Origin of the sequence: Spirosoma sp. SC4-14 (genome assembly GCF_037201965.1) — a bacterium.
Lineage (GTDB): Bacteria > Bacteroidota > Bacteroidia > Cytophagales > Spirosomataceae > Spirosoma.
Window position 1 is genome coordinate 4,858,779 of the sequence record NZ_CP147518.1, and the last position, 18,821, is coordinate 4,877,599.

An 18,821-nucleotide genomic window follows, 5' to 3' on the forward strand; every position below is an offset into this window, starting at 1 on the left:
AGCCGCTGATAGCAATAGCCAGACGAAACGATTATTGACTTTATTCTTTGGGTTATTGGTATTACCAGCTTTTACGACGGTATTCAGAATCGCCGTAGGGCGTATTAGGGTCACCATAAGACTGGTTTGGCAGGAAGCCTTCGCGTAAAATATACGACGATGGCACAGGCTCCGGACTATACAACGCAGCGGGCCGCGCGGCTGAAGCTGGTTTGGCGGTTGCACTTCGGTTTGTAGCTACATACGGTTTCAAATCCGAATTGGCGGCTACTCGCTCGGCAGCCTGCCGTTCTGCTTCGGCCCGAGCCATGGCTTCGCGTTCGGCAGCCGCGCGGGCAGCGGCTTCGCGTTTGTTTTTAGTATCGATGTGTTTCCCCACAGCATAGCCAGCGGCACCGCCCACTACACCACCAATAACTCCGCCAACCACCCGATTTCGCTTGTTGATAACAGCCCCGGCGGCACCACCAACGCCCGCTCCAATGGCTGTTCCTTTAGCCTGCGGACTCCAGCGTTTCCGCTGTTTTTGCTGTTTGCTGCCAATGGCATAGCCCGCACCACCGCCCAGCACTCCACCAATAACAGCACCTACGGCCGGATTACGTTTGTTGATAGCAGCTCCGGCAACTGCACCGGCACCAGCCCCAACCACAGTACCTGTAGTTTTAGGCCCCCATCCCGATTGAGCCTGAGTATGTATAGAATGGCCCAGAAAAAAGACCATCAATAAGAGTGAACTCTTTTTATGAATCGTTTTCATAACCGTGAATAGTTGGTTAGCACGTTGTTTGAATAATTCTTACAAATCAACCAGCTTCCAGCTTTCTTGTTTTACTCTAAGACTACGATAGAACTAATTGGTTTAGTATAACCAGTTGTTTTAAACCTATTTTAACCATGGGTATACTGTCCAGACACGTACAACCCTGTCCGTTTGTGGACAAGGCCTTTTCTTTACTATATGCCCCTACATACTGATTTAGGCCTTTTTCAGACTTGGCAAGCCGTTTGACTACTCTATCATGAACCTGTATAGATCAGTTAACAACAACGACTATGAAATGCAACCTGACAAATTTCTGGCTTTTGACAGTACTGGCTCTAAGTACACTAACCATTTATGTACCCGCTCATGCTGAGCATGAGCCTTTTGTTTCAACAGCCGACTCCGGCCGCCCCGATTCTACCGGCGCCTACTGGAAACTGCGAACCGACTACAAAACCCGATTAACCAGCGTCCAGTTTTTCACGGCACAACACCAGCTCATTTACGAAGAAAAATTACCCGGTCGCTATGTTCGCCTAACCCGGCGAAATGTCCGGCTATTTGATGAATTGCTGGATGCATTAGCAAACCGACGATTGCTCGATACCCGAATCGAATCCCGTAGTCTGATGGCCAGTAACACGATGGGTTTCAAACAATCGTCTATTCGGGAGGAAACCAGTACCTCGCTCGAAAACGCTCCCCACAATCCGGACAAGCTGGTATTTACGGCCAATTCGGCAGTAACGGACCTCGGGAAGATGGTTATTTATTGCACAAATCCGACCAGAGTACCGCTCTATGTTTCGCTTACCGACGACATGCAGCTGATGGATTACTACCACGAGCGTAGTAAAGACATGGACTATACGCGCTATTTCGACATCAATCAACTACCGATCGGCAGTTATCGACTCCAGATTAAACACCCAAAACAGACAGTCAACTTTATTTTGACGATCAAACTAAAAGGCGAACGTTATAGCCTGCGCGAGCTGAAATAGCGACTGGCGCAAACCCGGTCTCCTGCCAATAATAAGGGACCGGTTTTTTATTTTTTACCGCCCCGCTTAATAGGACGGCCATATTTCAGTCTTTTTTCGGCAGCATAATCCCGCCGAACATTCACTTTTTTGTTTTTGTCGATTTTTTCGTGAAAAGCTCCGCCCCCTTCTTCTACAACTGGTATTTTCAGCGGAACAGTCTTCATCCGAATCTGTGGTTTTTCGGCATCGGTCAGTTCGTCGGAGATAACAAGTTTTTCGGGTAAGGGCATAACAGGCACCTGATAGTTCATCAGGTGCTCAATAGCGATGAGCTGTTTCTCGTCGGGTTCCGTTACAAACGAGATAGCTATGCCTTTCCGATCGGCGCGTCCCGTCCGCCCAATGCGGTGTATATAACTTTCGGGTTCTTCGGGCAGATCGAAATTAATGACATGCGATACATCGGCCACGTCGATTCCGCGGGCAATGATGTCGGTAGCAATCAAAATCCGGTAGGTACCCTGCTTGAACTGCTCTACCGAGTTGAAGCGATAATTCTGCGATTTATTGGAGTGAATGACGCCTATTTTTTCCGGGCAATCGGCTTCCAACTGATCGTATAGGTCATCGGCCAGTTGTTTTGTTGCTGCAAACACCAGCACTTTAGTCATCGACGAATCCTGCCCCAGCAACAGATTCAGCAAATTAACCTTCGTATAAAAATTAGGCACTCTGTAAGCAACCTGCTCAATATTATCCAGCGGGGTTCCGGCGGGAGCCGCTTCTACCCGTACCGGACTGGAAAAATACGTATCGATCAGTTGCTCAACGTCATCGGTCAACGTAGCCGAAAACAACAGATTCTGGCGTTTCGGCGGTAGTAAATCCAGAATAACGTTCAACTGAGCCCGAAAACCAAGGTTCAGCATCTCATCGACCTCATCGATGACCAGTTTTTTGAGCGATTTTGTTTTGAGCGCACCTGTCGAAAGAAAGTCGACCAGCCGACCGGGTGTTGCTACCAGAATATCGGCTCCCTGCTGCACGTCGGCCAGATGCGTTTTGAAATTAACTCCACCATATACTCCAACTACCATCAGGTTCATATACGTTGCCAGCTTCTGTACTGATTCTACCACCTGCACAACCAGCTCACGCGTGGGTACCAGAATGATTACCTGCGGCTGGTGCTCTTTCGAAAACTGGTATTGACGCAGGCACGGCAACAGATACGCAAACGTTTTGCCCGTTCCGGTCTGGGCAATGCCGCATACATCCTTCCCAGACATAACAACCGAAAATACCTTCTGCTGAATGGGCGTCGGGGTTGTATAGCCCAGTTCTGTGAGGGCATTCTGGAGTGGTTTATTAAGATTCAGTTCGTCGAACGTCATAATCGTTTACCCGAAATCGCTGCTATATGGGAAATATTTCTCCGTAAAATTGAATAGAATAGCCTGGCTGTATTCTTTACTTTACAGTTCTGACACCTAAAATCGTTCCGAATGAGTCGGTTTTTACTTCCTCTCTTCACTATTTCGTTCTATTTCCTGACCCAATCGGTCGTTGCTCAGGCAAAAATCGACAGTCTGCTGCCCATTCGTGGTTTTTGCATTGCGGCTCCGCAACCCAAACAGCTCGACATGTTTCTTACGTTTATCAATGAGGAACTAGCCCCCCGCCAGGTCAATACGTTGATTCTTCGGGTCGATTTCACTTATGAATACGATAGCCATCGCGAGCTTCGTGATAGTCTTGCCCTGTCGAAACGCGATGTTAAGAAACTGGTAAAAGCCTGCCAGAAACATAATATACGACTGATTCCGCAAATTAATCTGCTAGGCCATCAGTCGTGGGCCAGCACCACCTACAATCTGCTGCGGGTATATCCTCAATTCGACGAAACACCCCACGTGAAGATGCCCGAAAAATATAGCTGGCCTAACTCCGACGGGTTATATTGCAAGAGTTATTGTCCTCTCCACCCCGATGTACACAAGATCGTGTTCGACCTTGTAGACGAACTTTGCGATGCCTTCGAGGCTGATGCGTTCCATGCGGGTATGGACGAAGTGTTTTATATCGGCGACGACAAATGTCCGCGCTGTTCGGGTCGCGACAAAGCCGAACTGTTTGCCGGAGAAGTTACCGCGATCCGCAATCATCTGGCCGAAAAGAACCGTAAGCTCTGGATCTGGGGCGACCGGCTCATCGATGGCAAAACAACGGGCATCGGCATGTGGGAAGGCAGTTACAACAATACGCACCGGGCCATTGACCTGATTCCGAAAGATGTTATGATCTGCGACTGGCATTATGAACGACCCGATCAAACAGCCGTTTATTTTGCCATGAAAGGCTTCCAGGTTGTCACCTGCCCCTGGCGGAAACCAGGCTTTGCGGTGCTGCAAACGCAGGACATGGTAAAATTCCGAAAATCGGCTACCCCACAGATGAAAGAACGGTTTCAGGGCATGATGCAAACCGTATGGTCGGGGGCGGGCCCGTTTCTGGACGAATTTTATGGCGTAAAAGTAAATTCAGAAGCCGGTGAAAACACCCCTTCAAATTGCTTCAAAACGCTCTATGGTGAAATCAAACGAGTCGGTGAAAGCAACTAGTCAAGTCAGCCCTAACAGGTTTTAAAAACTTTTAGGGCTGTTTGACCAATCTAATAGAAACGTAACCAATGGTCTCTACCGAAACAACAGCCCCTACGCTTACGACTACCCGAAAACGCATTTTTTCGATCGATGTGTTTCGAGCCCTGACGATGCTCACCATGATTTTCGTCAATGACTTGTGGAGCCTTTCGGGAATTCCGACCTGGCTCGAACACGCCAGCGCCGACGACGATTTCCTGGGGTTTGCGGATACGGTTTTCCCCTGTTTTCTATTCATTGTGGGTATGTCGATTCCCTTTGCGATCCAGCAGCGAATCGGTAAGGGTGAATCCTACGGGCAGATACTGGTCCACATTGCCCTGCGGTCGATTGCGTTGTTGGTTATGGGCGTTTTTACGGTCAACATTCCTGATCTGAATGCACAGGCAATGGGCATGAGCCAGGAGTGGTTTCAGATTCTGATGGTGCTGGGCTTCCTGCTGGTCTGGAACCAATATCCACAGGAAAACGGAACAACAAAACCTATTTTCAGAGCCTTACAACTAGCTGGTGTAGCCCTGTTGGTTTATCTCGCCCTGACCTTCAAAGGAGGTGCCGCCAATAATCTGACCGGCATGACTCCGCAATGGTGGGGTATTCTGGGGCTGATCGGCTGGACCTATCTTACCTGCGCGGTTCTCTATCTCTTTCTGCGAGATAAACCCGCACTACTCATAACCGCCTGGGCCTTTTTCAGCCTGTTCACCATTGCTGGTCATTCGGGCTGGTTACGGTCGCTCTGGCCAACCGGCCCCCATGACTGGATATTGGGTAATGGTGCTTTTAGCTCATTTACGTTTGCGGGTATACTGGCTACGCTCCTACTCACCCGATTGCAGCAAACCGAAAAAACGAGCCAGTTGCCGCTGCTGTTCGTGGGTATTGGTGTGTTGTTTTTGCTGGCGGGATTTAGTGCCCGTACCTTTTTTATCATCTCCAAAATTCATGCAACCCCTACCTGGATTTTCCTGTGTTGTGGCATTGCCTTCATCCTGTATGCCTTTGTTTACTGGCTGGTCGATATGCAGGGAAAAGCCCGTTGGTTCGACCCGATTAAACCAGCCGGAACCAGCACCTTAACCTGCTATCTGATTCCGTATGTGTACTACAGCGTCGCGAACCTATCAGGCATTTCGCTCCCCGATGCCCTGAAGGTCGGCGGCATTGGTCTGCTCAAATCATTCCTTTTTGCGCTGGTCGTTATCGGCATCACAGCCGTTTTAGGAAAGCTTCGTATTAAGCTTAAATTATAATTTTTGATTTTACCGCAGAGAGCACAAAGTTATTCGCAAAGCAAAACTTCTCTGCGGCCTTTGCGATGGTTCATAGCAATCAACGTGCAAATAGGCTCAATAATAGCCTGATCGTAGCCGAAACCAGTATATCAGGAAAATGCTCCTAAACTCCTGATTGGCTGTGTTTATGCTAAAAAACCACCCTCTTTCGTTTGCCATGCTGATGGCAGGCTTATCCCTCGGAACCGCCTGGGCTATTCGTGGGCAATTTGGTCATGAATATGGCGCAGCCTGGGCCGGTGCCATTGGTTCTCTGAGTGTATTGCTGGTTGCTAAACGCTCCAGTTGGTATGCAAAAGTGTTTTCGGCTACCCTTGCGGGTGCTGTTGGCTGGGGACTCGGTGGCCTGTCGAGCTATGGCATTGTGGTTGGCTATGGCCGCGATACCGAGTTTATCAACGTTTTTTATGGGCTTTTCATGTTGTTTGTTATTGGCGGGCTTTATGGCTTTTTGGGGGGTGGACTGTTTGGATTAGTGCTGACCGACTCAAAAGACAAACCGGTAAAATGGAATGAGGTAATTGTCGAAATGGTTGTTGGCGCAGTAGTCTTCTACTTTTTCATGATCGAAGAATTCGACTGGCGCATGACACCACCCCGCTCCGAAACCTGGGCCGTTTGCTTTGGAGCCGCCGTAGCGTTGACCTGGTATCTGGCCCGTCACCGACATAGTTCGGCCTTACGGGTAGCCATCTTCACGGGTTTAGGCGGGGGCTTTGGTTTTGCCTTCGGCAACTTTCTTCAGGTTCTCGGCCACCTGTCTCAAATCAGCTTCAACTTCTGGAACGTTATGGAATATTCATTGGGCTTTTTCGGTGGCCTCGGCATGGCCTACGGCACCCTTACATCCGAATGGGAATCGACGGAGACAACGCAACCCAAAAGTCAGGTCTGGTTTCCATTATTGATGGTTGTGCTGGCGATTCCGTTTATTGTTTGGCAACAATCGTTTGATTTAGAACGCCTTCAGGGTATTTATAGCAAAATCAACATAGCTCCCCAAAGCCCGATCCATGGGTATGTCCAATTGGTTTCTATTGGAATGGTACTTGCCATGACAGGCTGGTGCTGGTTCTATTTCTACCAAACCAGAGCCACTTTGGTCTCGTATTCACAAAACGATATTGTGGCTCTATTTCTGGGCCTTTGGGGGCTATATATCGTGTTTAGTTTGTTGATTACGGGTGCCTTTATGAGTAACTACCGCATTGAGCAATATCTGTATATCGCTAATTGGATACTGGTAGCTCTGCTGATCGGCAAAACGCAGCCCATCTATACGCCCCTGCCCCTTATTCCGAAAAAATGGGCAATCAATTTTGGTGGGTTACTTGTCTTTTTCGCGGTGCTTACTTTTCTGCTTATTCATTCTCACGGAGAGTTGAAAGGGGCACAAAAGCGTTTTGGAGCCCCACCAACCGTAGAAAACGCCCAATAAAAAACGCACCAACCGGTATCAGGTAGGTAATGATACCGGTTGGTGCGTTTTTTACATCATCTCCCGAATTTCGATAAACCCATCGGCGTCAAATACCGGGCAAGTTTGCAGGAGCGTGGTGGCTTCATCAAGATCGTTGGCACGAATCAGCAGATAGCCTCCTACAATTTCCTGTTCATGAACCCGGTAAGGGCCATCACGTACCTCCAAATTACCCGTTGAAGAACGAACCACTTTACCGGTTAGCGAGAGTGAGTTTCCACCTTGCCAGTGCTCTTTCGCTATCATTTCGTCAATCCAGGTTTTCCAGTGAAACTGATGGCGGTGTGTTTCTTCTGGCGAAGGAACCGTTGCTCGTCCATCGGGCTCGCGAATTAAAACAAGGTATGTTTTCATAGCTAAACTGACTAACATCCAATAACGGGTTATGCCTCGCGAATCTGCTGAAGCACGGTATAGGTATCACGGATATTCCAGTGTTCGACATACTGACCATCCTGCAACCGTACGATGTCGATAATTGGGAAAACGATAGATTTTCCTGTAGCCGGAAATCCCATAAACGGTCCTGAATGCGTGGCATGAAACGCTTTGCGTGTAACGACCTTATCGCCTTCGGCAAGCTGATCGTAAATTTCGACGCGTAAATCGGAGAAAGCAGGACGCAGCACATCCAGAATGAACTGTACCATGCCATCTTTTCCTTTTGGCATTCCGGCAGGTGCCGTGTGGTTAATAAAGGTAGGGGCAATTAACTCGTCGAAAGCTTCCAGTCGCCCCTGTTCGATAGCTTCCCGATTAAACCGTAGTACGATAGCCTTATTTTTCTCAGCTTCTGTGTTCATATAACCTGTGCGTTCATTAACACAACAAAGTTAGAGAACTGGTCCGCTGCGGTTATTGGCCGTATATCGGTTTTAGGTGTACATTTCGCGGATTGCTGTTCGAAAGGCCGTCGGCGTCTCGCCCGTCAGGCGTTTAAAGAACCGATGAAAATAAGCCGCATCCTCAAACCCCAGTTGCCAGGCAATTTCCCTGGCCGAAAGATCGGTATGCAGTAGCAGCCGTTTGGCTTCGAGAACCAGCCGTTCGTGAATGTGGCCGATAGCCGTTTTGCCACTCTGCTGTTTGATACGATCGTTCAGATGTCCTGGTGTAATGTTCAGCAGATCGGCGTAATCGGCAACCTGGTGCAGTTGGCTGTAATGGCTTTCGATATAAGCCCGAAACTCATTCAAAAGCCGTCGGTCCGGCGAAACGCGCACTAATTGAATCTGTTCGACATATAATCGGCTCAGATAAATGAGCAACACGCTGACGTACGACTGCAGCATGCTGTTTCGCCAGCTATGGCTCGAATTGAATTCAACCAGGATTTTCTGAAGCAGATCGTCCAGAAACTGTCGATTCTCGGAGGTTAGTGTCAATTCATGCCCATTATCAGGGTTCTGAATGATGGGTAGTTGCCGCAACGACCGGTTTTCTTCCAGTTGCAGGTATTCTTCCGTGAACGAAAGCATAATCCCGTCCATCGGCTTGGTTGCTTCTTTTACCTGAATCTGGTGCGGAACGGCAAAATAGAACGTGTTCGGCTGGAGCGTATAAGGCACGAAATCGACCCAATGGCGGCTGCTCCCATCCCTAACCAGGCACAAAAAATAAAAATCTTTACGGTGTGGTATCAGAAAATTGGAACGATGTCTGCGCACCTCGCCCTTCGATTCGACAATTTCAAAAATGCGGTTCCCCAGGCTACTGCTCTGCTGGAGCGAATAAGTTGGAATACCTACTTCCTTATCCGGTGCTACAATCATTGGTCAATATAGCAACATTAGCTCACATACTCCCGTCATAAAAATTGGCTATACTGCATCTCAATGAGACCACAGTATAGCCGACATGTGTTTAACCTACGACCGCTCGGAGCGCGGTTTTCCCGAACGGCGATTCGGGTTGTTTCGTCCGGCAGGATTTCCATTTCGGGGCTGGTCGTTGTCCCGGCGGAAAGAACCATTCCGGGGTTTACCATTGGGCCGGTTTTGTCCGGAATTCCCGTTTCGGCTACCTCCCCCCGGCCGACTTTGCTGCGGCCGTGGGGCTGCGGGTGTAACGGCAGCAACCGACACATCGAGCACATACGGGTGATTGTCGATTACTGGCACCTGTCTGCCAATCAGTTTATGAATGTCTTTCAGATAATCCGTTTCTTCTTCGTCGCAGAACGACAGCGCCACCCCTTCATTACCAGCCCGGCCAGTCCGACCAATGCGGTGAACATACGTTTCAGGAATATTTGGCAATTCGTAGTTGATCACGTGCGACAACTCATCGACATCGATACCACGGGCCGCAATGTCGGTAGCTACCAATACCCGGGTTTGCCGCGATTTGAAGTTCGAGAGCGCCCGTTGCCGTGCATTCTGCGATTTGTTACCATGAATGGCTTCGGCCTGAATGCCCGCTTTCAGCAGATCTTTAGCAACCTTGTCGGCTCCGTGTTTTGTACGGGCGAAAACCAGCGCCGAGGCAATATGCTTGTCGCTAAGCACATGCACCAGCAATTTGCGTTTGTTTTCTTTTCCTACAAAATAAATAGCCTGCTGAATGGTATCGGCCGTCGATGAAACGGGGGTTACTTCCACTTTGGCGGGGTTATTCAAAATCGTATCGGCCAGTTTAGCCACATCGGGCGGCATGGTTGCCGAGAAAAACAACGACTGCCGACGTTCGGGTAGCCGGACAATTACTTTTTTAACATCGTGAATAAAGCCCATATCCAGCATACGGTCGGCTTCGTCGAGCACGAAAAATTGTACATCCCGAAGTGAGATCAGTCCCTGGCTCATCAGATCGAGCAAACGGCCGGGGGTAGCAATCAGTATATCGATGCCTCCCTTCAGGGCCATCACCTGTGCATGTTGCGACACCCCACCAAAAATAACCGTATGACGGAGATTCAGATAGCGTCCGTAAGCGGCTACACTTTCGCCAATCTGAATCGCTAATTCGCGGGTTGGCGTTAATACCAGTGTTTTTATACGACGTGGAGCAGCCGGATTTTTCTGGCGCTCCTGATAAAGCAGTTGCAGAATTGGAATTGAAAAGGCAGCGGTTTTTCCGGTACCAGTTTGCGCACAGCCCAGCAAATCACGGCGGCTCAACAAAATTGGTATGGCTTGCTGCTGAATGGGCGTTGGGGTAGTATATCCTTCCTCGGCAAGTGCCTTCTGGATCGGTTCAATTAATAATAAGTCGGAAAATTGCATGTAACGAGTTGACGTTGAGATCTATTTTCTACTAATTGGCCAGATTTATTTAACAACTAATCCAGCCTCCAACAGCCCACGTCTAAATAGAAGTTTTACAGTTAACCGCTTAATCACAAATAAAGTGCCATTGTTCTAAACGACGAATGCCATTACTCGCTGTAATGGCATTCGTACTATGTATGTATAAGGTAGGATTGGTCTATTCGTAAATACTGCCGGCCGTTGATTCGACGAGGCTTTTAGGCAACAGCCAGGCCATCCATTTGCCAAGCTTATTGAGTAGGCCCGTTACTACTTCGGTTTTTCCAGCCAGTGTTGCTTCTACGGCTTGCTGCGCCACTTCTTCGGGAGTCATATTCACCCGTTCGGCTGCTTTTCGCCCCTTCTCTCCAATCTGCGCCCGATCAACAAAGCCGGTGTCTGTGGCTCCCGGACAAACGCAGGTAACTGACACTGATGACCGTTTAAGTTCCTGATGCAGCCCCCGGCTAAACTGTAGCACAAAAACCTTCGAAGCAGCATACAAACTCAGCCGAGGCACGGCCTGATAAGCGGCCGAACTGCCAATATTCAGAATATAGGCTTTCGGCTGCTGCCGCAACTGGGGTAAAAACAAATACGTCAGTTCAACCAGAGCCGTCATATTCACCTGCATCATATCGGTATGCTCGGCCAGTGTATGTTTTTCAAACAATCCACTTAAACCATAACCGGCATTGTTGGCCAGAAACTGAACCGGGTAGTTGCTACGCTGTGTCCAGTCGAACACACGTTGAGCGGCCCCTGTTTCGGCCAGGTCAATAGCCAGGAAATCGGACTTAACTCCATAGGATGTCGCTAATCGCTGACTCACGGCCCGCAATACTGATTCCGAGCGGGCAACCAGTAGCAAATCGAACTTACGGCGGGCCAGTTCTTCCGCAATTGCCAGACCTATTCCTTTACTGGCTCCCGTAATGAGGGCAAATGGCATAAAAGTTCTTTGTTTATGGTTAAAGGTTTATAGTTTTGACGCATTAGGTACTTGATTTCTCCATCACACAAAAACCATAAACCCTAAACGATAAACTTAAATGTTTACTTTGGAGATGAACCGGTGGTAGAATGGGGTTTTACTGTTTTCGTTTTTGGGCATATATTTACCAGTTACAACAGGTACATACATAACCCGACGACGGCTGGCTTCACCGAAATGGGGCGATTGCTGCGCCCGGTGCCAAAGCCGACCATCGTGAACACTCAAATCACCAGCAAACATATCGAAACCAATTTCGTGTTTGTCGGGATCATTGTCCACAAAATACTTCTTGCGGAACAGCATCTTCAGAATACCCTGTTTATGGGTGCCCGGAATAACCCGCAGGCCACCATTTTCGTACGGCGTATCGTTGAGATGAATGCCAACGTTCAGCATCGGCATGATCCGTTGTCCCAGGAAAATATCGCGGGGGCTATCGGTATGCCATCCCATTTGCGAGAATTTGCTGTTGGGCGTACGCACGTAGTGGTTGAGGATAAGCCCATCTTTTTCGACTTCGGCAATCCGGCCTTCGTAGGGCTGCAGGAGGTCGACCACAGCCTGCAAACGAGGGTCCTGCAAAAATTCATGTAAAGCTGTACTATGCTGAGACAGAAAGCACATCCGCTGTATCATCGGATTACCGGCCTCGTCCATGCCAAACTTCAACGGAACTCCGTTAACTTTGTCACGGCCTTCATCAAGCCACTGCTTCTCGATTCGTTCAACTTCGCTAATGAATAATTTGACCGTTTCGGGGTGAATAAAATTACGAAAAACAATCACGCCATATTTGTTAAAAAACTGACGTTGTTCTGGGGTAATGGTTTCGCCCAGCGTAAAGGGCGGTAAATCGATTTTGCTCATATCGGTGGTTTACAATTCGGGGTGTCCGCTTTAGGTGCCAGCCGGTTTGTTACGCCTTGTCAGGCAAGGAAAAACATAATGGTTTATTTAACCCCCAAATCTACTAAATTTACAATTTTCAGATTACATTACGGACATTTAATTAATCTGTGTTTAATTAACGGTTTAATCATTACTTTTGCGCCCTTCTATTTACCTCTCACTTAAACTGCTGCTTATCAGCCTTTTAATAAGCCAATCCAGGCAAATTTCTGCCCAGCCAGATAGTGCGGGAGCGGCCGTTCAGGTATTAATACCTAAAGCAGCACAAAGCCGCCATATACTAATTTTACCATTAGTAGCCCGATCGATCGAGACTGATTGGTCACTGGGAGTTGCGGGTTCGTTTACCTTCCGAATTAACCGGTTCGATACGCTCACCAGAACCTCTAACACGCAGGCATTAATTTTATACTCCCTTCGTAAACAATTTATCACAGCCGTTAACGGAACGACTTATTTTCCGGGCGAACGATATATCCTAAACCATCAACTTTCGTATAGTTATTTCCCCGATAAATTCTGGGGACTGGCTAAAGCGGCCCCCGACCATAACGAAGAGTCGTACACGTTTAAGCAATATTATATTTTCCTTCACCTTCAGCGCAAGTTAAAAGACCGTTTTTTCGGTGGGTTTATTTACGAATACCAACGATTACTAGCTGTAGACCATCGGCCTGGTGGCTTATTCGATCAGCAACAGGTTGTTGGGCGTGAGCCTTACCATATTTCGGGAGCGGGTTTAAGCCTTACCTACGACACCCGCAACAATGCATTTGCTCCTGATCGGGGTTCGTTGATCCAGGTATTTTTTAATCATTTTAATCCTGTATTTGGTTCCGATTTCCGCTACACCGCCTATACGGTCGATCTGCGAAGATTTATCCGCATGTTTCATAATCAGGTACTAGCCTTGCAGGCATTTGGGCAATTCAACGCTGGGGCTGTTCCGCTCCGGAGCCTGGCCAGTTTCGGCGGGTCGAACAGTATGCGCGGTTTTTACGATGGGCGTTTCCGCAGCAAAAACCAGGCTGTTCTACAAGCCGAATACCGGGTTCCCATTGTCTGGCGCATTGGTGCCGTTGGCTTTGTCGGAATCGGCAATGTAGGCGACCGTTTTCGCGATCTGAATTTCCAGGAGCTAAAATACTCGTATGGTGGCGGTCTGCGCGTAGCGCTGAATCGAAAAGAACGCCTGAATCTCCGGGTCGATTATGGCTGGGGCTTTGGCGAAAGCACGTCTCATGGCCTGTATTTTCAGTTAGGCGAAGCGTTCTGATCGACGGGATGCTCCACATTATTCCATCCGCTCAAGGCCAGCCATTTACCCAGCCAGTAAAGGGGATAAGTAAATATAAAAGCACCCAACACATCAATCGTATAGTGTACGTGCTGCACCAGAAGTAATCCGCCAACCAGTACCGATCCAACGAGGGCAAACAGCCGGTCCCACCATCGACGCAGGCACAAAAACATCAGGAAAATAGTGGAAGTATGGCCCGAATAGAATAGGTCTTTGGTAATATAAGTTTTGCCGTAAAAAGCGTTACTGAGTGGATCAATTAACGGAATAAGGCCAACCGGTGGATTCAGAGGCAGCAGATTAATGCTCAACATCCGCGACAGGCTGACAATTACATAGCCATAAACAAACATCATAAAAATGGCGGGACTAAACCGGGCCCGAATCAGCAATAACAATGCCGTTGCCCAAATAACCAGAAAGATCCACAACGAGACGTCGTTTGGGCCAAGCCGCCTTAACACCCAGTCGTTCAGCACGGGGCCGGTATGTTGCTCAATGGTTTGAAAAAAGTAGGGAAACGTCAGAAGGAGTGCCATAACGCAAACCATACCGATCGTGAATTTCCTGCGAAATACCGAAGATCGCCAGGCCGTTTGCCAGATCAGATCGCCAGTTGGATTAGGAGTAAGTATTGACATTGGTGCCGTAAAAGGGCGCAAAAGTACGAATCAGAGACGTTTTTAGCTACGTCAATGTTAAAGTAGACGCTATAGCGTTGAGGAAACGCTTATTGTTTTCAACCAAATTGAACAGATGGTTGTTTTAGCATATTGATAATATGTATCCAGAAATGATCGTACCCTAAATCATCAGCAACCGCCAAACTCCCGAAAGCAGGAGCAGAATCAGCCCAGCCGGTGTGAGCACTTTCCAACACAGAAACATCATTTGATCGACACGTATCCGTGGGAATGTCCAGCGTACCCACATCTGCAACAGCACAGCCAGAAACACTTTGGATAATAGCCAGAAGGCTGCCGTCAGGTTTCCCCAAACAGTGCCGGGCACGCCACTCGTCCAGTCGGCCAGTCGAATGGGCCCCATGTTGGGTAAGGGTGTATTCCAGCTTCCGAGAAATAAAATGGCACCAAGAAATGAAACCAGCAGCATCATGGCATACTCCGATAAATACAGTAGTGCAAAGCGCATTCCGGAATATTCGGTATGAAAGCCGCCCACAATTTCCGACTCTCCTTCGGGCAGGTCGAACGGGGCGCGGTTCGATTCGGCCAGCGTACAGATAAAAAAGATAACGTATGCGATCAGTAAAAAGGGGTTTCGAACGATGTTCCAGGCAAAAATTCCTCCCCAATCCGTTACGTTTATTCCTAACGCTTTCAAGCCAAAGAGGTAGTTGGTTTCGGGGGTATATATGCCCTGCTGAAAACTGATTTCCTGAAGGTTCAGCGTCTGGCAGATCATTACGGCACACAGAATCATTAGCCCCAGCGGAATTTCATACGAAACAATCTGCGCCACCGACCGCATAGCCCCAAATAACGAATATTTATTATTGGAACCCCAGCCTGCCATCAGAATACCCACCACATCGAAGGAAACAATTGCCATCAGGTAAAATACACCGACAGCAGCTCCCGAGCCCTGCAAATCGGGAGTGAGCGGAATAACGGCAAAGCCAGCAAAGACCGAGGCAAAAATCACGGCAGGTGCCAGCAGAAACAATCGTCGGTCGGCCGCAGCCGGAACAATGTCTTCTTTCTGAAGTAGCTTCAGCAGATCGGCAAATAATTGCAACAGTCCCCACTTTCCGGTTTCCATCGGCCCAAGGCGATCCTGCATAAACGCCGATACCTTTCGTTCGGTATAGACCCCAACCACCACAAAACCCGAGGCAATCGCCAGGAAAATGGGAAGAGCAAGCATGTTCGTTAATGATGAATGATGAATGATAAATGACTGTGCCGTTGCACCACCTCATTCATCATCCATCATTTATAATTAGATTAAAACTCGGCTGATTTGGGCGCTCTGGGGAATGGAATTACATCACGAATGTTACCCATACCCGTCACAAACAGAACGAGCCGTTCGAAACCCAGGCCAAAACCAGCATGTGGCGCTGATCCGAACCGGCGGGTATCCAGATACCACCACAGGGCATTGGGGTCAATACCCACCTCAACCATCCGGGCTACGAGTTTATCCAGGTCATCTTCGCGCTGCGAGCCACCAATAATTTCACCAATGCCAGGAAACAGCACGTCCATGGCCCGAACGGTTTGCCCATCGTCGTTCTGCTTCATATAGAACGCCTTGATCTGACGAGGGTAGTTGGTTAAAATAACAGGTTTTTTAAAGTGTTTTTCGACCAGATACCGCTCGTGCTCCGATTGCAGATCGACACCCCAGCTCACCTCATACTGGAACTGGCCTTTTTTAGCCGGTTTCGAATTCAACAGTATGTCAATGGCTTCGGTATACGTGATTCGGACAAATTCGTTGTTGATCACAAACTGAAGTTTTTCCAGCAGCCCCAGTTCGCTCTGCTCTTCTTTCTTTTTGGTTTTCTCTTCTTCTTTCAGGCGGTTGTCCAGAAACGCCAGATCATCGGCGCAATGCTGCAACGCATAACGGATAACGGTTTTAACAAAATCCTCGGCCAGGTTCATGTTGTCTTCCAGCTCGTAGAAAGCCATCTCAGGCTCAATCATCCAGAATTCGGCCAGATGACGGGTCGTGTTCGAGTTTTCGGCCCGGAAGGTTGGCCCGAAGGTATAGATTTTGCCTAGTGCCATAGCGCCCAGCTCACCTTCCAACTGCCCCGAAACGGTCAGGTTGGTTTCGCGGCCAAAGAAATCCTGGCTGTAGTCGACTTTTCCCTCTTCGGTGAGGGGAGGCTTGATCGCATCGAGCGTCGTAACGCGGAACATTTCCCCTGCGCCCTCGGCATCAGAGGCTGTAATGATTGGCGTATTGAGGTAATAGAATCCGTTTTCATTAAAATAGTTGTGGACGGCAAACGCTAATGCATGCCGAACCCGCAAAATCGCACTAAATGTGTTGGTGCGTGGACGCAGGTGGGCAATTTCGCGCAGGAACTCCAGCGAATGCCGTTTGGGCTGCAACGGGTATTTTTCAGGATCGGCCAGACCATAAATCTGGATTTCATCAATTTTGATCTCCACAGCCTGCCCGGCCCCCAACGACTCGGCCAGCTCGCCCCTAATGGCAACGCAACTACCCGTAGTAATCAGTTTCAGTGTATCGTCAGGAAGTTGACCTGCTTCGGCCACCGCCTGAATCGTATTGATCGTTGAGCCATCGTTGATAGCGATGAAAACGGCATTTTTACTCTCGCGCTTGGTGCGGACCCACCCCTTAATGGTAACCGTAGTACCAATGGGTGCGGCTTTCAATAATTGCTGAATGGGTAAATAACTCATACGTAAACGGCGACCGGATGATGTTCGGTCCGCAAAAATACAGATTGTCCCGCGAATAGCCCACTGCAAATATTTAGTGAAGATAAGTTAAACAAACTCATACTTCCGGACGTATAGGGGGAAGTGTGGAACATATATAGTTAAACTACCTGCTTTGTCTAACCATTTCCATCAAAGTTTCAACAAAGACATCAGGGATGTATTTTTTTTCATCAAAACGAGAGCAGATCACCCAATTTGTAAACTTTTAACGTATATTCGTCTAAGTAATCGGATTGCTCCTCTGCAAAAGCCGTAACCAACTGGTCAATCTTTATTGCCACCGGATTTCATTAACATTGCATCTCCGTATTTTCCAGTAAATCAGACGACTTTTGTTCCCTCTCAACGTTAGTTACCATGTTCCATACCACTCAGGCAACCTTTAACCTCGAGGTTATCAACTACGAATCGCCGAGGGGTGGACAAACCCGCGAAGATCGCAATCTGCTACTGACCTGTCTGCAACTTGTCGATAAAAATCGTCGGTGGGAAACAATAACGCCTATGTTGCATACCTGGGAAATTCAACATTTTGTGAGTTGGTTGAACAACATTATTGATGGCCATGAAACTCCCCATCAGCTTACCTTTTCGGAGCCCTGTCTGGCTATTCAGTTAACGGAAGCAAACCCCCAAAAGGATGTGTTTTGCCTCTCTTTTCTACTGTCCTACGAAGCAACACCTCCCTGGTGGATGATGCCGCTCGACAATCCATATCGATTATCGATTGAGTGTAGTCGCCATGCATTGCGCGATGCCATTAACCATCTGACGAGTCAGCTAAACCGATTCCCGATCCGTTAAGAATTCCTGCAAACAATTGCTCATCTTCGGTTCAGCGGGAAGCAATGTTCAGCAAGGTTTCTGGTATGTTCTCTCAGAAAAAGGCAGTGCTCAGTGGGTGGGTATAGCCCGTATCCAGAGCGTTGGGAGTACTGGTGTTCATCCTAAATGTCAACCTCTAAAGTGCAGTTTTAGTATTGAAATCTTCTATCTTTCGGCATCAACAACCGTATCGCTAACTGCCTGGGATGTTAAACCCATTGTTTTTGCAGGGCAGGCCGTTTAAAACACCTTTTTTGTTTAATAAAGTCTCATCAAACTGACTTTTTTTACGACCAAACCAACTTTCGATTGAAAGATCGGGTTACACTTCAAATTCTATTTTTCGCTCCCAATGTCTCTTACTCTGTATATAGTCCGACACGCCAAAGCCGAAGACCGGTCGCTTTTCATGACGGATCATAGTCGGGAACTTACCTCCGATGGTATTATGGCAGCCGCCCGCATGGGTCGTTATCTGCTCAGAAAACACATTCGGCCCGATATAATTATCAGTAGTACCGCACCACGGGCTAAAGACACGGCCAACGTTATCGCCGAACAACTGGGCTACGATCTGGCTCAGATTCAACTGAACGAAACCTTATATGAAGGTGGCGCCAAAGCCTATATGGCTGCGGTCAACACATTACCCAATGGCATTCAATCGGCCATGATTGTTGGGCATAATCCTGATGTGTCTTATTTTGCAGAGTTTCTAACCCACGAAAGTATCGGTAGCATGAGCAAAGGAGCCGTTGTGGCAGTTTCTTTTACGGATGTAGACTGGCCGGAAGTATCGAGCCGAACGGGTACAATTGCCTTTCAGATTGCACCGAAGCAATTACCTAAAGATGAATGAGTTTCTATAGCGGGTTGGCCTGGTGTGCCACTTGTCAACCCTTA

At 48.3% G+C, this 18,821-nt stretch carries 18 protein-coding genes; 7 read left to right on the plus strand and 11 right to left on the minus strand.

The genetic code is table 11. The features are described 5' to 3' along the window. Nucleotides 1-61: 61 nt before the first annotated feature. Nucleotides 62-760 (minus strand): YMGG-like glycine zipper-containing protein, encoded by a 699-nt coding sequence (locus tag WBJ53_RS19730; protein ID WP_338869283.1) that lies wholly within the window; start codon nt 758-760, stop codon nt 62-64. A gap of 296 nt (nt 761-1,056) precedes the next feature. Between WBJ53_RS19730 and WBJ53_RS19735 the strand changes: the two genes are divergently transcribed. Continuing rightward, on the plus strand, nt 1,057-1,770 hold the full coding sequence (locus WBJ53_RS19735; RefSeq protein WP_338869285.1) for a hypothetical protein: 714 nt from the start codon (nt 1,057-1,059) through the stop codon (nt 1,768-1,770). Nucleotides 1,771-1,817: 47 nt separating this feature from the next. Here WBJ53_RS19735 and WBJ53_RS19740 read toward each other — a convergent pair whose 3' ends face one another. Continuing rightward, on the minus strand, nt 1,818-3,146 hold the full coding sequence (locus WBJ53_RS19740; protein ID WP_338869287.1) for a DEAD/DEAH box helicase: 1,329 nt from the start codon (nt 3,144-3,146) through the stop codon (nt 1,818-1,820). A 111-nt stretch (nt 3,147-3,257) separates the two neighbouring features. Between WBJ53_RS19740 and WBJ53_RS19745 the strand changes: the two genes are divergently transcribed. From WBJ53_RS19745 to WBJ53_RS19755, 3 genes are all read left to right on the plus strand, one after another. After that, complete coding sequence (locus tag WBJ53_RS19745) at nt 3,258-4,373, plus strand: family 20 glycosylhydrolase (RefSeq protein ID WP_338869288.1); 1,116 nt, start codon at nt 3,258-3,260, stop codon at nt 4,371-4,373. 68 nt (nt 4,374-4,441) lie between these two features. Continuing rightward, nucleotides 4,442-5,668: a DUF5009 domain-containing protein gene (locus WBJ53_RS19750; protein WP_338869291.1), complete on the plus strand. Its 1,227-nt coding sequence runs from the start codon at nt 4,442-4,444 to the stop codon at nt 5,666-5,668. Nucleotides 5,669-5,837: 169 nt separating this feature from the next. Beyond that, nucleotides 5,838-7,148 carry a hypothetical protein gene (locus WBJ53_RS19755; RefSeq protein WP_338869293.1) on the plus strand — a complete coding sequence of 437 codons (1,311 nt, stop codon included), beginning with the start codon at nt 5,838-5,840 and terminating at the stop codon, nt 7,146-7,148. Between the two features lie 51 nt (nt 7,149-7,199). On the opposite strand, the gene WBJ53_RS19760 is transcribed toward WBJ53_RS19755, so the two are convergent. The 6 genes from WBJ53_RS19760 to WBJ53_RS19785 all read right to left on the minus strand — a co-directional run bounded on the left by WBJ53_RS19760 (nt 7,200) and on the right by WBJ53_RS19785 (nt 12,302). After that, a complete protein-coding gene (locus WBJ53_RS19760) occupies nt 7,200-7,544 on the minus strand; it encodes a YciI family protein (protein ID WP_338869295.1) in 345 nt (114 codons plus the stop codon). Nucleotides 7,545-7,573: 29 nt separating this feature from the next. Next, entirely contained in the window at nt 7,574-7,993 is a 420-nt protein-coding gene (locus WBJ53_RS19765; protein WP_338869297.1) for an ester cyclase, read from the minus strand. A 72-nt stretch (nt 7,994-8,065) separates the two neighbouring features. Next, the gene (locus tag WBJ53_RS19770) at nt 8,066-8,962 is read right to left on the minus strand and encodes a helix-turn-helix domain-containing protein (protein WP_338869299.1); all 897 of its coding nucleotides are present in this window, start codon (nt 8,960-8,962) and stop codon (nt 8,066-8,068) included. A gap of 96 nt (nt 8,963-9,058) precedes the next feature. After that, nucleotides 9,059-10,414 carry a DEAD/DEAH box helicase gene (locus WBJ53_RS19775; protein WP_338869302.1) on the minus strand — a complete coding sequence of 452 codons (1,356 nt, stop codon included), beginning with the start codon at nt 10,412-10,414 and terminating at the stop codon, nt 9,059-9,061. A gap of 202 nt (nt 10,415-10,616) precedes the next feature. Beyond that, nucleotides 10,617-11,390 carry an SDR family oxidoreductase gene (locus tag WBJ53_RS19780; protein ID WP_338869304.1) on the minus strand — a complete coding sequence of 258 codons (774 nt, stop codon included), beginning with the start codon at nt 11,388-11,390 and terminating at the stop codon, nt 10,617-10,619. A gap of 96 nt (nt 11,391-11,486) precedes the next feature. Beyond that, the gene (locus tag WBJ53_RS19785; RefSeq protein ID WP_338869306.1) at nt 11,487-12,302 is read right to left on the minus strand and encodes a phytanoyl-CoA dioxygenase family protein; all 816 of its coding nucleotides are present in this window, start codon (nt 12,300-12,302) and stop codon (nt 11,487-11,489) included. Nucleotides 12,303-12,480: 178 nt separating this feature from the next. Here WBJ53_RS19785 and WBJ53_RS19790 point away from each other — a divergent pair, with 178 nt between their 5' ends. Next, a complete protein-coding gene (locus WBJ53_RS19790) occupies nt 12,481-13,620 on the plus strand; it encodes a BamA/TamA family outer membrane protein (RefSeq protein ID WP_338869308.1) in 1,140 nt (379 codons plus the stop codon). Here the strand turns inward: WBJ53_RS19790 and WBJ53_RS19795 are convergent. From WBJ53_RS19795 to asnS, 3 genes are all read right to left on the minus strand, one after another. Continuing rightward, complete coding sequence (locus WBJ53_RS19795) at nt 13,599-14,285, minus strand: phosphatase PAP2-related protein (protein WP_338869310.1); 687 nt, start codon at nt 14,283-14,285, stop codon at nt 13,599-13,601. The genes WBJ53_RS19790 and WBJ53_RS19795 overlap by 22 nt on opposite strands. 163 nt (nt 14,286-14,448) lie before the next feature. After that, nucleotides 14,449-15,531, minus strand: a complete 1,083-nt coding sequence (locus WBJ53_RS19800; RefSeq protein ID WP_338869312.1) for a complex I subunit 1 family protein — start codon at nt 15,529-15,531, stop codon at nt 14,449-14,451. An 80-nt stretch (nt 15,532-15,611) separates the two neighbouring features. Beyond that, nucleotides 15,612-17,051 carry an asparagine--tRNA ligase gene (gene asnS / locus WBJ53_RS19805; protein ID WP_338869314.1) on the minus strand — a complete coding sequence of 480 codons (1,440 nt, stop codon included), beginning with the start codon at nt 17,049-17,051 and terminating at the stop codon, nt 15,612-15,614. 399 nt (nt 17,052-17,450) lie between these two features. Here asnS and WBJ53_RS19810 point away from each other — a divergent pair, with 399 nt between their 5' ends. Beyond that, nucleotides 17,451-17,897, plus strand: coding sequence for a hypothetical protein (locus WBJ53_RS19810; RefSeq protein WP_338869316.1), 447 nt, complete (start codon nt 17,451-17,453; stop codon nt 17,895-17,897). Between the two features lie 373 nt (nt 17,898-18,270). Beyond that, entirely contained in the window at nt 18,271-18,777 is a 507-nt protein-coding gene (locus WBJ53_RS19815; RefSeq protein WP_338869318.1) for a histidine phosphatase family protein, read from the plus strand. The last annotated feature ends 44 nt before the right edge of the window (nt 18,778-18,821 follow it).